Here is a 13,691-nt window from a genome sequence, read left to right as displayed (position 1 = left end):
TCGGATTTCTCTATTTTGCCCGCATTCTAGCAAGCAAGTTGACAGCGATAATGATGACTAATGAACCAATCCAGAAATTCAGACTAGGTACGTTATCCCAGAAGAGCCAGTCACAGATGCTGGAGAAAATCACGCCAGTAAAAGCAAAAGGCGTAATAACATTTGCAGGCGCGTATTTAAAGGCGCGAGTCAATAACAATTGGAAAATAAGACCGAATCCGCCCACTAAAAGTAGCAGAGTAAATCCATGTAATGTTGGCATTTTCCACTGCGTGATGAAAAAGAGTGGCAATAAAATCGAGCCTAATAAGTGAAAGTAAAACACGATATTTTTAGGTGAGTTGTGTTTATTGAGCTCTTGTAAGCTGATAAATGCCATGGCTGCTAGCACAGCAGCACCTAACGCATAGCCTACATGGATAGGGTTGATATTCATTGATCCGTTGGTCAGCATAATGATGGATATACCGATAAAACCCATAAAACTACAAGCTAATACTTTTAATGGTGTTCTGACTTTAAAGAAAAACAGCAATAAAGGCACAAAAAGTGCGGACGTATTCATCAATAAAGTCGCAATGGAAATTGGTAAATATTTAATCGCGTAAAAGGTTAACAACATACTAGCAATGCCGGCGAGATTACGCAAAACGAGAAACTTCCATTGCGACATATCAACTTTGAAATCGCCATCTTTAATTAAAAAAGGCAGGAGAAACACAAAACCAATAAAAAAACGGGAAAATAAAATTTCACTGGACGGTAATTCATCAGAGGCGTATTTTACAAATACGCCCATTAAGGCAATGCTGATGTAAGCTAACACCATACAAACAACAGCCTTTTGATAATTATTGCGGAGATGTATGTTTGGCATAAGGGTTCCTTGCATAAAGTGCGGTAAAAAATTGCCTTATTTTGTAAGAAAATGGGCTTGTCTTCGTCTAATGAAATGTAATCTGAAGATATTTTCTATAATAAGGAAAGAAAATGAAATATACAAAAACATTTCTCATATTAACCGCACTTTTTGGCGGTTTACAAAGTAGTTTAACGTATGCTGATGATCCAACTTCATCAAAGGAGCAAAAAATGACAATGGAAAGTAAACAAGAACAACGCATTATTTATCTTGCAGGTGGTTGTTTTTGGGGACTAGAAGCTTATATGGAACGTATTCAAGGCGTGACAGATGCGGTTTCGGGCTATGCCAATGGAAAAGGTGATACCACGAATTATCAATTATTGCATGCGACAGATCATGCTGAAACCGTGAAAGTGACTTACGATCCAAACAAAATTTCGTTAGATAAATTATTGCAATATTATTTCCGTGTTATCGACCCAACCAGTATTAACAAGCAAGGCAATGATCGTGGCAGACAGTATCGCACGGGTATTTATTATCAAAATGAACAAGATAAAGCGGTTATTGAGGCAGCATTGAAAACCTTACAAAGCAAATATCAAGAACCGATTCAAATTGAAGTAGAACCGCTGAAAAATTATGTGGAGGCGGAAGAGTATCATCAGGATTATCTCAAGAAAAATCCGAATGGTTATTGTCATATTGACATCAAAAAAGCCGATGAGCCATTAATTGATGATAAAAAATACCCAAAACCAAGTGATACAGAATTAAAGCAAAAATTGACCGCACTTCAATATGACGTGACACAAGGCAAACATACCGAACGTTCTTTTAGTAACGAATATTGGGATAATTTCGCGCCTGGTATTTATGTGGATATCACCACGGGAGAACCGTTATTTTCTTCCAAAGATAAGTTTGAATCCGGTTGTGGTTGGCCAAGTTTTACCAAACCGATTGCCGCTGAAGTGGCGGAGTATCAAAAAGATAATAGCTTTAATATGACTCGTATTGAGGTGTTAAGTCGCAGTGGTCATGCCCATTTAGGCCATGTGTTTGATGATGGTCCGCGTGATAAAGGCGGCTTGCGTTACTGCATCAACAGCGCATCGATTAAGTTTATTCCATTAGATGAAATGGAAAAACAAGGCTATGGCGATTTGATTCCCTTTGTGAAATAAGAGGAAAAAATGAAAAAAATATTGACCGCACTTTTATTATTTTTGAGTCCATTGAGTTTTGCACAAGAGAAGGTGTCTTTGGCGGATATCTCCTTGAAAACGTTGGATAATCAAACCGTCACCTTATCACAATATCAAGGTAAACCGCTTTATATCAAAATGTGGGCATCCTGGTGTCCAATTTGCTTGGCGGGTTTAGCAGAAATTGATGATCTCAGTGCTGAAAAGAATCTTAATTTTAATGTAATTACGATTGCCTCACCCGGACAAAAGAACGAACAAAATAGCCAAAAATTTATCAATTGGTATAAAGGCTTGGACTATAAAAATATCACGGTATTATTGGATGAAAATGGGGAAATTATTAAACGTGCTAATGTGTTAGGCTATCCATTTAATTTGCTATTGGATAAGGATTTAAATCTTATCAAAGCGCAGCCAGGTCATTTGAATTCAGATCAAATTAAACAATTTGTGAAGGAATAAAAAAGTGCGGTCATTTTTGACCGCACTTTTTATATTGGCTTGATTATGCAAATGCCTGTAATTCAGGGTTGATTGGGGTTTCAGCGATGTTGTTCACATAGTTACATAATGTGGCGAGGCTAACACCTAAAATCACATCAATAGCATTTTCTTGAGTATAACCCGCATCAAAGAACGCTTTAAGCTGCGCTTCAGTTAATTTTGCTTTTTGCAAAATAACGGCAAGGGTGAAACGTGCTAAAGTATCCAGTTTTTTATCACTTTCAATACGAGCAGTTGCACGAATTTGGTTTACAAGCTCTTCTTCAAGTTTTAACACTTTTAAAGCGATCTTCGTGTGGCCTGCTACACAGAAACCACAACCGTTAACTACAGCCGCAGTAATTTGCACCACTTCGCGTTCTGTTGCCGTTAAGCTGTTACGACCATTAATGCCGCCCACTGTGCGATAAGTTTCAAGTGCAGTAGGGGCGTTTGCGAGAACACCAATTAAATTTGGAATAAACCCATTGGCATTTTGTACGGCTTTTAAGGCTTCTTGTGCTGCTTCAGGGGCTGATTCAATGGTGTGAATTTTAAATTGAGACATAAACTACTCCTAAGGGATAAATCATAAATTTCTGCTTGATAATACCTTTCTAACTTAAGTAAGAAAAAGAAGAAAAGCTTATTTCATATAGCCAAAAGTTATGATTATTCTTGGGTAAACCAATCTTCTGTTTTTGTATTTACGTCAAATACTTGTCCTAACAATGGCGTAAGTGTATTCACGCCCAGTGTTCTTGCCATTGGTACGCTTTTAAGTACAGGCTCATTCCACGTATGCAAGGCAAGGGGATAAGCGCCCCAGTGAATGGGCATAAATCTTGTTGGTTGTAGTTTTGCCGCGAGTTGTGCGGTTTGCTCAGGGAAAAGATGGTTATTGGGCCATCTTTCGTCATATTGTCCGTTCTCGATAAACGCAATATCAATTTTACCGACACGGCTGGCAATTTCATCAAAATGTTTACCTTGGGCGGAGTCACCATGGAAGTAAAAACGTTCTTCATTTTGACCGCGCTTATGCTCTATTAAAAAACCAGACCATAATGCTTTGTTATGATCAAACAAGCCACGGCTAGAATCATGTCTTGCAGGTAATGCAGTATATTTTACGCCATTGCGTTCAGTGCTTTGCCACCAGTCTAACTCCGTAATTCTAGCTGTATCTATTCCCCATTTTTGTAAAATTACGCCCATTCCTAAAGAAACCACAAAATGACTTTGTGTTTTCATTAATTTCTCGATGCTTTCTTGTTCTAGGTGATCGTAATGACTATGTGAAAGCAGCACGACATCTATAGGTGGTAATTCTTCAATTTCTGCCACAGGTGGTTGAAAACGGTGCATCATTATTGGTACAGGGGACGCACTATTTCCAAAAAGCGGATCGGTAATGATGGTTTGATTGCCAATACGCATAAGTAGCGTCGAATGTCCAAACCACATAAATCGACTCTGTTCAGCTGGCGTTAATAACTCGGTCCAATTTGGTTTGACTGTTGGCAATGGTTTTTTCGGGTGAAAATCTTTTTCATGAAATGTCATTTCCCAAAGTGCACTTGCAACATTTATTGGTGCGCGTTGAGGTTCTGCATTATAGAAAGTTTGTGTATCAGGATCATAATGATCACTCTTCGGATATACCGGATAAGTTGGCAGATAAAACCAATAGGTGACAAATGAGGCAATTCCCGCAAGAGTAATGAGTTTCTTTGTATGTCTCATATTTATAAGGATACTTTCCAAATATAAATTTGGCAGCATTATACCTTTAAATGTGTTTTTACTACAGTAAGTAATCTTTCTAACTCTTTTTTGCCTTTTTCGGAAAGGACTTTGTTGTCGCGCAACATTTGGGTGGCGCGTGCTTCAATAAAGCGGAGGTAATCGCTGTTTTGGGTTTCTTGGAATTGCTTCTCGGCTAACTGCATTTCGGTGAAGTCTTTATTGGTTTGAGCAATCAGCATTTTTTGCCCGATTAACACAATCAGTGCAGCAATTAAGGCGATGACAGCACCATAGCCATTAGTGGGGTAATAAAGAATGCCCGCGAGAACAAAAAGTGCGGTCACTAAATTGGATGAATTTTTGATATAGCCTTCAGCCGGTGGTGGCTTGATGAGATCTTTCAGGTTCATAGGATTTATATGTCATGCTAAAAATTTGCCTTCCCTCAAGCGAAAGAGGGAAGGCAATATCATAATATATTACGCTAACACACCAAAATGATAGCCTAAAATACCCACGCCGAATAAGGCGAAGATGATGTACATGGCATTGACTTTTTTACGTAATAAATACATACATAAGAAAGTTAAACCTAACGCTGCAAGACCAGGGAGGAGATCGTTTAACACGCTTTGTACGGTGGTCACCACTTCTTCGCCCATTTGGTTTTTATAGCGAGAAAGTTCTAATGGAATATTAATACTCGTCCATTTCGATACCAGTGAGCCCATGACAAAGAGACCGAGGATAGACGCCCCCTGCGTCAATTTTTGTAAGCGGCCGCCGCCCATATCGTTAACGATGGTGGTACCTTTTTCATAGCCATATTTAAAGCCATACCAACGGGTTAAACCGCGGCAAAGGTTGATACCGATGAAGAAAAGTAATGGCCCTAAAAGGCTACCGGTAAGGGCTAAGCCCGCGCCAAGTGCCGCTAATACAGGACGTAATGTCCCCCAGAAAATTGGGTCACCCACACCGGCTAATGGTCCCATTAAACCGACTTTCACCCCGCTGATTGCTGAGTCATCAATATCGTTACCATTCGCACGTTCTTGTTCCATTGCGGCGGTTACACCGATGATAGATGAGGCCACCCAAGGTTGGGTATTAAAGAATTCTAAGTGGCGTTTTAATGCGGCCGCTTGATCTTCTTTTTTGCTGTAAAGACGTTTAATGGCTGGGATCATCGATACACAGAACCCCATTGCTTGCATACGTTCAAAGTTGAAGGAACCTAGCAAGAAAGTTGAACGCCAGTAAGTGCTACGAATATCGCCTTTTGTTAATGATTTTTTAGTTTGTTCAGTCATAATTTCTTCCTTATAGTCCTTCAAGTTCATCGTCAGCTAATTCACGTTTTGCAACTGCTTGTGGCGCAGTAGATTGATGGAAACGTGGGTTTAATTGAATGTAAATCATCGCTAAGCATGTGCCTAAAATACCGAGACCTACAAGGTTGTAATTGGTGAAAGAGGCGATTACGAAGCCTAGGAAGAAGAATGGCATTAATGCGCCTGCACGCATCATATTGATGACCATTGCATAACCGACGACTACGATAAAGCCACCTGCGATCTGTAAACCGCGAGTGACTACTTCTGGAATGGCGTTCAATGCTTCAGTCACCGTATCTGTACCTGCTACTAATGCAACGAAGAAGGTTGGAATTGCCACACGTAACGCTTGTAACGCAAGACCGCTGAAGTGACAGAATTCAATGCCGCGGAAGTTGGCTTTTGCGGCAAAATCATCGGCTTTGTGTTGAAGGAAGATGGTTAAAGTACGCACGAAGATGGTTAATACTTGGCCTGCCGCCGCTACCGGAATCGCAATCGCTAATGCGCTCCCTTTATCTTGGCCGCCTTTGATGACGAGGATCGTTGCAATCACACTGGCTAATGCCGCATCTGGTGCCATTGCCGCACCGACGTTCATCCAGCCTAATGCCACTAATTCAAGGGTACCACCGACAATAATACCGGTTTCTAAATCACCTAATACTAAGCCGATTAAGGTACAAGCAACTAAAGGACGATGAGTTTGACGTTCGTCCAATACACTCCCCATACCGCAAATGGCGGCAACGAGCGTGACTAAAATAATTTCCATTGTTGTCATAATGAATTGTCCTCGTAATTAAAATTGAATCGCATCAAGCTCTTTGTGCGTGAGCATTGATTTCGGGCTGCTCGCCACTTGTTGTAAGCTTAATTCCACGCCTTTATCTAAAAGCTGTTTAAATGCTGCTACATCTGTTGGGTTGACGGCAACCGCTTGGGAAAGCATTTTGTCGCCTTCACGGAACGTCATACCGCCCACGTTAACTTTATCAATTTTTACGCCACCCTCGATTAAGCGCACGATATCTGTTGGGTTGGTTACCAACCAAAGAATATTTTTGCCCGCATATTTCGGGTTGTGATACACCTTAATGGCTTTGTCTACAGGAATCACATAAGCTTTCAAATGTTCAGGGGCGATTTGGAGTAATAAATCACGACGAAGCGCATCATTCGCCACATCATCATTTACCGCAAAAATCGCTTCACATTTCACTGCTTTCGCCCAAGAGGTCGCTACTTGACCATGGATTAAACGGCTATCAATACGCAATAAGGAAATGTTCATATTGCCAGAAAGTGCGGTTGGATTTGGAGAGGTTTTTGGTGCTTCAGCTGGTTTAGCAGTTGGCGTTGGAGCAGGCTTGCTTTCTTTAGGTTGACGGAAGGATTTCACAGCAGCGACCCCGACTTCTTTCGCGGTTTCTACCAATTCATCTAAGCTGGCGCCATCTTTGGCATCAAGCACTTCTAGCAACATCGGTAGATTAATGCCGGTGACGATATCGGTATTATCCCTTTCACTGGCCACTCGGCTTGCCGCGTTGTATGGGCTACCACCAAATAAATCAACCAGAAAGAGCACCGGTTCATTTTCTGGCAGCGTGGCAATAATCGCATTGTATTTCTCGATTAAATGCTCACCGCCTTCACCCGGTAAGAAAGTCACGACATGGCAGTTTTCATCTTCGCCATACACCATAGCGGCGGAATTGACGATTTCTTCAGAAAACTTACCGTGTGTTGCAACGATAATGTGGGTCATGGATATTCCTCCCATTGAGTTGATAAAATCAGTCTATTTTGCTTTCAATACGCATTGCGCAAACGATTGCTCTGAATGGAGCTTAGTGTATGGATTTGAAGATTAGCGTCAAATAAAGAATAGTCAAATGGTGATCAAGATCAAATAAACAGGTAAGATGACTTACAACTTTTGAGGTATTTGTGAATGAAGTACAAAGTGCGGTTGATTTTGGGCCGATTTTGCCGAATAGAAAGCATTTCACGGTAAATTAGAAAAGGTTAAAATAAACTAAATTTTATGTTGGGAGTTTCGATGTTTTTTGTTTATCTCATTGTCGCTTTAGCGGCAGGCGTAGCACTCGCGACGCAATCAGCGATTAATACGCAATTGGCGAAAGCCATGAGTGGCGAAGCGGTAATTGCTACCTTTATTTCTTTTGCGGTAGGCACGATTTTTCTCTTTTTTATCGCTTTGGCTAAAACTGATTTATGGGGCAATCTATCCACGATCCCATCACAACCTTGGTGGAAATTAATTGGTGGGGTACTCGGCGCAGTTGTCGTGTTCACAACCGTTTTACTTGCACCTAAATTAGGCATTACTGCGATGTTATTTTTTATCATCGTCGGACAATTAATTACGGCAACAACTATCGATCATTTTGGTCTTATCGGTATGCCGATCCGAGAAGTAAATATCACAAAACTCATCGGATTAATTATTGTCGCCTTTGGATTGGTATTTTATTTCTTTGGGGATAAGTTGGTTGAGCTATTTGGGGCAAGATAGGATAGAATACGCCTCTATTTATTGATTAATCGCGTAATTGGGGAAACTATGCGAAAGCGTTGCCTGTGGGTGTTGATTATTTTGTTGCTATTGATCGTAATAAGCATTGGCTTATTACGCGTTTTTGCGACCCCGAAACGTGTAGCGCAACTTACCAATCATTTTTTAGCACCGCATTATCACATTGAATTAGCCGATGACTGGCAATGGGAAACCACAGGTTTAACACTGCCAGAGCTAAAAGTGAAAACTGACCAATGTACGCTAGTGAACCTGAATAATACTCAGGTGACTTGGTGGAATACGCATAGTCTTGATGTTGAAAAGGCTAGCTTGAATTATGATTGTTTAACCCATTTACCCAGTGATAATGCTGAAAAAACACCGCCAAATTTGACCGCACTTTGGGCAGCATTGCCTATTTCTCATGTCAACGTTAAACACTTTCAATTAACGAATGCCAAAGCCTTGACACAAGGGGCTTTAAAACCTTTCTTATCGGCTGATTGGGCGTTAGACGCAAACTATAATGGCAACCAATTAGCCCTTGAGGCTCAAGCCAATAATGACGGGCTTGAGCTGCATCATCAATCCACTGTCACGCCACAAGATGGTATTTTCCAATGGGCGGGAAGTGCCGACATCAAACAAGCGGGAGATAAAACCTACGATCTTCATTTCTCTGCGAATTTTGATCCTGATCTTTCTCAACTCCCTCAACAAGGCAATGCCTTACTTAACTGGAATAACCCAGAACTAGCCGTCACAAAAGGCGAGGCAAAAGTGTCGTGGCAAGGGGCGGATGGCCAGTTAAATGCTCAAGATTTAACGGCGAATTCGCCTCTGTTAGATGTGCCTTTCGTGTTCACCAAAGATGGCTTGGATATTTCGTGGGGGAAATTTTATTGGACCTTCGATAGCTATCAACCGATTAAAGGCTTCCTTGGGTTATCTATTCACCGTGCGGCAGAAGGCTTATTGCCGTTAAGCATTGATATGAACGTGATCTTGCAAACCTTTGGTGAAATGGGCAAAGGGGAGATCGTGATTTCAGGCAAAAATGGCGAAATCGGCGGTGGCGATGACAATAACGAATTGGATTTTGAGCTGAAAACACGCGGGGATTTACGTTATAACGCTACCGTGGCACAAACCAATTTAACCTATCATCTCGGCGGGCTCTTTACCCATCCAGTGGTGTATTTTTACCCGGGTTCCGTCTTTAAAATGGATACCGTTCAGCCAGATACCAAGTTGCACGTTCGTTTACCGTTAGATGACATTATTATTGGTCGTTATGGTTTGGAAGGTCGTTTGCTCGCAACATTAAAGGGCACGACACCACAGTTTGAAAATCTCGATTTAAAATTAGACGGAAACGCCCATGAGTTTATTGCCGGTATTAAAACCGTGTTTGATTTGCGGGATGAAGAACATAAGTTGCAGTCTGTGGAAAAACAAGCGACAAACCGTTGGGATTGGACAATCAATGGCAGTGCAAACTGGAAATCCTTAAATACGCCAGTCAAAATGGAAGGGAAAGGTTTTTGGGAAGCGGATCATATTGAATTAAATCAGCTTTCTGCACGTTCTAATGAAGTGAAAATGAAAGAGGTGAAAATGGCACCGCTTTCGTTAGAACTCAAAGACCGACTCCGCTGGGATTATGAAGAAGAGCATATTCGAGGTTTGTTGCAAGCGAAAACAGATTGGATTGAACTGGCTTATGGCGGTCGTTTTGTTTCGCCTGTTTTCGGTTTAGGTATTGATGGTAAGAGTATCAGTAACTTCAATTTCGCAGGTGATTTAAAGGCTGGTTCGCTTGGGCCTTTAGATGTCTTGGGTGTATATCAAAATAGTGCACTTTCAGGTGAAATTAGCTGGAAAGAACAATCCGCAAAAGTGTTCCAATCACTCTTCCCACAAAAATGGAACTGGTTAATTCATGAGGGCAGCATTAAAGGACAAAGTGAATTCGCAATCAATGGCAATGGCGTGAAGATGAAGGGGGAGCTGAATCTTAAAAATGGCAAAATCACTATGCCAGATGGCGAGATTTATGGCTTGAATATTCATTTCCCAATGAATTATGAAAACTCGGCATTGCAAGTGTCTTCGAGCAAACCAATCTATATTTCGACTCACAATATTCGCTATGGCGCGCTTTTCGTCGCAAATGGGGAATTGGATTTATTTGGGCGTTATCCGAATACCATGAAAAATCCGCTTACTTTGAGAAATGTGAAACTTTCCTTATTTGATGGCGTATTGACGGTGCCTCAGCTCAGTTTCCCACAAAGTAAAATGGCGACGCTTTCTTTTACCAATATTGATTTAGCCCAAGTGTTAGCCTTGGCACAATATAACCAAGTAACCTTGACCGGCCGCGCCAATGCGACCCTGCCATTTTGGCTTGGTCACAAGGAATGTTTGATTTGTAATGGTACATTGGAACAAGTGGGAAATGTGTCCATCAAATTAACCGATGAAATGGTGAAAGGGTTGAAAAAAGGCGGTTGGACAGAAAATATCTTGGTGGATTTATTAAAAGAAATGGAACTGCAAAATTCCCATGCAGCGGTGACGCTCGATCCGAAAGGACAAATGACATTGCGTGCGAGTATTAGCGGATTTAATCCAACCAAGCGAACCAATAATCCGATAACGTTAAATTATACGCACCAAGAAAATATGTTTGAATTGTGGAATATGATTGACTATGGCTCGCAATTTGAACAAAATCTGCAATATAAACTTTATAAGCAATTAGACAAGACAAATGATAAAACACCTTAAATTTCAACCGCACTTTTTTATTTTTGCGGCAATATTTACACTTACAGCTTGCACACCAACTATTCAATTGGATACACCAAAGGAAGGCATCACCATTAATATGAATGTGGTGGTGGACCATAATATTAAAGTCGAAATGGATGAAAAATCTCAGAAAGCCGTGGGTGAAGTAGAGCCTGTGAAGAAATAATCGAATAAATTGAAAAGGCCATCTGAATGTTAGATTTCAGATGGCTTTTTTTTAAAGTGCGGTTAGATTTTAAAGTGTTTTTGACTGACAAACTTGTTTGTTAATCATAAATAAGTGACAATGCAATTTATCAATCAAAATAAACAAAAAATGACAAAACGATAAAATCGTAAAGGAATATGCAATGAGAAAACTAATACTAGTATTGTTTGGTTTAACTGCTTTAAATACCTATGCCGATGTGACTCAAGGCGCTTTGCAGAATAACCCTGCTTTATGTGCTTATGGTCACAATCCGAATTGTGGTGGAAATGCTGGAGGTTACACTCCCCAAGTACGTGTAGAGCATATTACGATCTATCACCCTCCAAAATTTGGAGCTTTAGCACTCAACACAAAAACTAGGCATCTTGCAGGCGCACTAAATAAAGATACCCTAGAAGAGGCAAAACGCGAAGCTATAAATTTCTGTAAGCAGGGTAGTGGTGATAAAAACTGTAAAGTTATTCAATGGAGTAGAAATGGTTGTGTCGCAGCAGCTGAAGGGAAGCTAGGTAATAAATTTCATCTTGTAACAGGAGCAGGAAAAGTGGGAGAAGCTGAACGAGAAGCACTTAATGGTTGTAGAAATAATGGAGCCAAAAATTGTAAAATTGTTATGCCGGAAGGTTGCTCCCTTCCCCAGTAATATATCTCTTCCAAAGGCTGTCTGAAAGTTATTTTTCAGACAGCTTTTTTCTTTTAAAGTGCGGTCAGATTTTACGAAAATTTTACTTAAAATTTACTTCATTTACAGTTTATTATCTTTATATTTAGGCGTATGATGATTATTAGTTTTACATAACCCCTAAATTTATTTAGGTAAATATATTATTTCTATTTAATTGGAGATTGAATGATGAAAAAATTACTCACAACAGTACTTTCTGCGGCAGCGATTGCTGTACCTTTTTTTGCTTCTGCGAATACTGCGCCACAAACAGAACAAAGTGCAGTACAACCGGAAAAAGCAAAAGGCGTTTGGATTGATGTACGTTCAGCCGAGGAGTTTAACGCAGGTCATTTACAAGATGCGGTGAATATTCCACATGATAAAATCATTGAAGGTGTTAAAGCGATTGGCTCAGATAAAGATGCACCGATCAACCTTTACTGTCGTAGCGGTCGCCGTGCTGAAGCCGCACTCACTGAGCTGAAAAATGCAGGCTATACCAATGTAACCAACCACGGCGGTTATGAAGATTTGGTTAAAAAAGGTTTGAAATAAACAACACATCATTTAACGTAAAAATCCCCTAGATTAAGCATTTAGGGGATTTTTATTATAAAGAGCGGTCAAATTTTTAAGTGTTTTGCAAATCATCTTAAAAACTTGACCACTTGCATCATTATCAAGACCGCAGCCGTCTGAAACATTGATAGACCGGTTACTGATGTCCGCTTTCTGCTACTTTTGTCCATTTTGCCAATATCTGCTTCATCTGTGCCTGAGGGATGAAGCGGGCCATCCGTTCTACTTCCTTGCCTTGATAAAACAGCAGCCATGCAGGTGCGGTCAGCACGTGGAAACGTCCTGCCATTTCGGGTATTTCAGCAATATCGGCTTTTACGGCATACACATTTCCTTCCTCCGCCAAAGCTGAGTCAAGCTGGGCATCCACGACCGTACAAACACCGCAGCTTGGGGCTTTGATGTACAATGATACTAAAGGGTGTGTGGCGATGGTCTGTTCGATGTCTTTCAGAGTGTGTAGTTGTTGCATGTCATGTACTCCTTTGAGCGATTAAGCACGTTTCAAATTATCTACCGTGTCGTGATTGACGATGGCGGCGAATGTGCCGTCCAGTTTGGCAATTTCGGCTTTGTCTTCATCGCTGAGGGCAAAAGTCCACCGCTTCAAGTTGATGTTTTATCATTAACCGAACACTTTTTTCAAGTGTACTTGATAGTCTGCTAAGTATTGTTCTACTTGTGGATTTTTAACTACATCGTTACATGTAAATGTCGGTAGACGGCTCATACCGAGGAATTCGTTGAGTTTATGAAAGTGCATGTACAAGTCATCCACTCCTTTTCCTTCAAAAAAATCGCCTTCACGGGTGAACGCTTCAATCGGCGCATTCCAAGTAAGCGAAAGCATGTGTTTTTTGCCTTGCAATAAACCACCTGTACCGAAGCCTTCGGTCGGGCTGACACGATGACGGCCATCACTGTGGTAAAGCTTGCCGTGTCCAGCGATAAATACTTCGTCTATGTATTTCTTCACTGTCCAAGGCTCGTGCATCCACCAAACAGGCATCTGCCAAATCACGGCATCCATCCACAAGAATTTTTCGATTTCTGCCTCAACATCATAGCCAGCATCAATCACAGTTTCTTTTACATTGTGTCCAAGTGCGGTCAAAACTTCTTTTGCTTTTTTGTGAAGCGTGTTGTTTAACTCACCATGCGAATGGCCGAATTCTTTACCACCGTTTAATAATAAAATGTTCATTTTTACTCCTAGAATAAATAATT

General features: G+C 40.8%; 16 protein-coding genes. 7 read left to right on the top strand and 9 right to left on the bottom strand.

All coding sequences use genetic code 11. The annotated features are described in order from the left end of the window. Window positions 1-10: 10 nt before the first annotated feature. Window positions 11-877: a DMT family transporter gene (locus QP437_RS08895; protein WP_285267603.1), complete on the bottom strand. Its 867-nt coding sequence runs from the start codon at window positions 875-877 to the stop codon at window positions 11-13. A gap of 113 nt (window positions 878-990) precedes the next feature. Here QP437_RS08895 and msrAB point away from each other — a divergent pair, with 113 nt between their 5' ends. Further along, window positions 991-2,052 carry a bifunctional peptide-methionine (S)-S-oxide reductase MsrA/peptide-methionine (R)-S-oxide reductase MsrB gene (gene msrAB, locus QP437_RS08890; protein ID WP_285267602.1) on the top strand — a complete coding sequence of 354 codons (1,062 nt, stop codon included), beginning with the start codon at window positions 991-993 and terminating at the stop codon, window positions 2,050-2,052. A 9-nt stretch (window positions 2,053-2,061) separates the two neighbouring features. Next, complete coding sequence (locus QP437_RS08885; RefSeq protein WP_285267601.1) at window positions 2,062-2,538, top strand: redoxin family protein; 477 nt, start codon at window positions 2,062-2,064, stop codon at window positions 2,536-2,538. A gap of 43 nt (window positions 2,539-2,581) precedes the next feature. Here the strand turns inward: QP437_RS08885 and QP437_RS08880 are convergent, their stop codons facing one another. The 6 genes from QP437_RS08880 to QP437_RS08855 form a co-directional block, all read right to left on the bottom strand. Beyond that, the gene (locus tag QP437_RS08880) at window positions 2,582-3,127 is read right to left on the bottom strand and encodes a carboxymuconolactone decarboxylase family protein (protein ID WP_005695174.1); all 546 of its coding nucleotides are present in this window, start codon (window positions 3,125-3,127) and stop codon (window positions 2,582-2,584) included. Window positions 3,128-3,231: 104 nt separating this feature from the next. Beyond that, window positions 3,232-4,305: an MBL fold metallo-hydrolase gene (locus tag QP437_RS08875; protein ID WP_285267600.1), complete on the bottom strand. Its 1,074-nt coding sequence runs from the start codon at window positions 4,303-4,305 to the stop codon at window positions 3,232-3,234. Between the two features lie 38 nt (window positions 4,306-4,343). Beyond that, on the bottom strand, window positions 4,344-4,718 hold the full coding sequence (locus QP437_RS08870) for a hypothetical protein (RefSeq protein WP_054420200.1): 375 nt from the start codon (window positions 4,716-4,718) through the stop codon (window positions 4,344-4,346). 69 nt (window positions 4,719-4,787) lie between these two features. Then, window positions 4,788-5,621 (bottom strand): PTS mannose transporter subunit IID, encoded by an 834-nt coding sequence (gene manZ, locus QP437_RS08865; RefSeq protein ID WP_049368117.1) that lies wholly within the window; start codon window positions 5,619-5,621, stop codon window positions 4,788-4,790. 10 nt (window positions 5,622-5,631) lie between these two features. Beyond that, window positions 5,632-6,429 (bottom strand): PTS mannose/fructose/sorbose transporter subunit IIC, encoded by a 798-nt coding sequence (locus tag QP437_RS08860; RefSeq protein WP_005695178.1) that lies wholly within the window; start codon window positions 6,427-6,429, stop codon window positions 5,632-5,634. 18 nt (window positions 6,430-6,447) lie between these two features. Beyond that, on the bottom strand, window positions 6,448-7,416 hold the full coding sequence (locus QP437_RS08855; protein WP_285267599.1) for a mannose/fructose/sorbose PTS transporter subunit IIB: 969 nt from the start codon (window positions 7,414-7,416) through the stop codon (window positions 6,448-6,450). A 294-nt stretch (window positions 7,417-7,710) separates the two neighbouring features. On the opposite strand from QP437_RS08855, the gene QP437_RS08850 reads away from it, so the two are divergent. From QP437_RS08850 to QP437_RS08830, 5 genes are all read left to right on the top strand, one after another. Then, complete coding sequence (locus QP437_RS08850) at window positions 7,711-8,187, top strand: DMT family transporter (RefSeq protein WP_014064277.1); 477 nt, start codon at window positions 7,711-7,713, stop codon at window positions 8,185-8,187. Between the two features lie 48 nt (window positions 8,188-8,235). Continuing rightward, a complete protein-coding gene (locus QP437_RS08845) occupies window positions 8,236-10,983 on the top strand; it encodes a YdbH family protein (protein ID WP_285267598.1) in 2,748 nt (915 codons plus the stop codon). Further along, the gene (locus QP437_RS08840; protein WP_115180228.1) at window positions 10,967-11,173 is read left to right on the top strand and encodes a YnbE family lipoprotein; all 207 of its coding nucleotides are present in this window, start codon (window positions 10,967-10,969) and stop codon (window positions 11,171-11,173) included. The genes QP437_RS08845 and QP437_RS08840 overlap by 17 nt, the downstream gene beginning before the upstream one ends. A gap of 184 nt (window positions 11,174-11,357) precedes the next feature. Next, window positions 11,358-11,861, top strand: a complete 504-nt coding sequence (locus QP437_RS08835) for a DUF4189 domain-containing protein (protein ID WP_285267597.1) — start codon at window positions 11,358-11,360, stop codon at window positions 11,859-11,861. Between the two features lie 210 nt (window positions 11,862-12,071). After that, window positions 12,072-12,440: a rhodanese-like domain-containing protein gene (locus tag QP437_RS08830; protein ID WP_285267620.1), complete on the top strand. Its 369-nt coding sequence runs from the start codon at window positions 12,072-12,074 to the stop codon at window positions 12,438-12,440. Between the two features lie 160 nt (window positions 12,441-12,600). On the opposite strand, the gene QP437_RS08825 is transcribed toward QP437_RS08830, so the two are convergent. Together QP437_RS08825 and QP437_RS08820 are read right to left on the bottom strand one after the other, a co-directional pair. Beyond that, the gene (locus QP437_RS08825; protein ID WP_285267596.1) at window positions 12,601-12,936 is read right to left on the bottom strand and encodes a thioredoxin family protein; all 336 of its coding nucleotides are present in this window, start codon (window positions 12,934-12,936) and stop codon (window positions 12,601-12,603) included. Between the two features lie 153 nt (window positions 12,937-13,089). Beyond that, a complete protein-coding gene (locus QP437_RS08820; protein ID WP_285267595.1) occupies window positions 13,090-13,668 on the bottom strand; it encodes an NAD(P)H-dependent oxidoreductase in 579 nt (192 codons plus the stop codon). Window positions 13,669-13,691 lie beyond the last annotated feature (23 nt).

Source organism: Haemophilus sp. UMB1048, from assembly GCF_030218125.1.
In the GTDB taxonomy this organism is placed as follows: Bacteria; Pseudomonadota; Gammaproteobacteria; order Enterobacterales; family Pasteurellaceae; genus Haemophilus_D.
The sequence above is the reverse complement of the archived record's forward strand: the minus strand, read 5'-3'. Positions and strand labels throughout refer to the sequence as shown.

What these genes read in the sequence shown, in the direction of transcription:
- QP437_RS08880 (WP_005695174.1), bottom strand. Translation starts at nt 3,127, where the DNA reads ATGTCTCAATTTAAAATTCACACCATTGAATCAGCCCCTGAAGCAGCA.
- QP437_RS08875 (WP_285267600.1), bottom strand. Translation starts at nt 4,305, where the DNA reads ATGAGACATACAAAGAAACTCATTACTCTTGCGGGAATTGCCTCATTT.
- QP437_RS08870 (WP_054420200.1), bottom strand. Translation starts at nt 4,718, where the DNA reads ATGAACCTGAAAGATCTCATCAAGCCACCACCGGCTGAAGGCTATATC.
- QP437_RS08850 (WP_014064277.1), top strand. Translation starts at nt 7,711, where the DNA reads ATGTTTTTTGTTTATCTCATTGTCGCTTTAGCGGCAGGCGTAGCACTC.
- QP437_RS08835 (WP_285267597.1), top strand. Translation starts at nt 11,358, where the DNA reads ATGAGAAAACTAATACTAGTATTGTTTGGTTTAACTGCTTTAAATACC.
- QP437_RS08840 (WP_115180228.1), top strand. Translation starts at nt 10,967, where the DNA reads ATGATAAAACACCTTAAATTTCAACCGCACTTTTTTATTTTTGCGGCA.
- QP437_RS08825 (WP_285267596.1), bottom strand. Translation starts at nt 12,936, where the DNA reads ATGCAACAACTACACACTCTGAAAGACATCGAACAGACCATCGCCACA.
- QP437_RS08895 (WP_285267603.1), bottom strand. Translation starts at nt 877, where the DNA reads ATGCCAAACATACATCTCCGCAATAATTATCAAAAGGCTGTTGTTTGT.
- QP437_RS08845 (WP_285267598.1), top strand. Translation starts at nt 8,236, where the DNA reads ATGCGAAAGCGTTGCCTGTGGGTGTTGATTATTTTGTTGCTATTGATC.
- manZ (WP_049368117.1), bottom strand. Translation starts at nt 5,621, where the DNA reads ATGACTGAACAAACTAAAAAATCATTAACAAAAGGCGATATTCGTAGC.
- QP437_RS08820 (WP_285267595.1), bottom strand. Translation starts at nt 13,668, where the DNA reads ATGAACATTTTATTATTAAACGGTGGTAAAGAATTCGGCCATTCGCAT.
- QP437_RS08860 (WP_005695178.1), bottom strand. Translation starts at nt 6,429, where the DNA reads ATGACAACAATGGAAATTATTTTAGTCACGCTCGTTGCCGCCATTTGC.
- QP437_RS08885 (WP_285267601.1), top strand. Translation starts at nt 2,062, where the DNA reads ATGAAAAAAATATTGACCGCACTTTTATTATTTTTGAGTCCATTGAGT.
- msrAB (WP_285267602.1), top strand. Translation starts at nt 991, where the DNA reads ATGAAATATACAAAAACATTTCTCATATTAACCGCACTTTTTGGCGGT.
- QP437_RS08830 (WP_285267620.1), top strand. Translation starts at nt 12,072, where the DNA reads ATGAAAAAATTACTCACAACAGTACTTTCTGCGGCAGCGATTGCTGTA.
- QP437_RS08855 (WP_285267599.1), bottom strand. Translation starts at nt 7,416, where the DNA reads ATGACCCACATTATCGTTGCAACACACGGTAAGTTTTCTGAAGAAATC.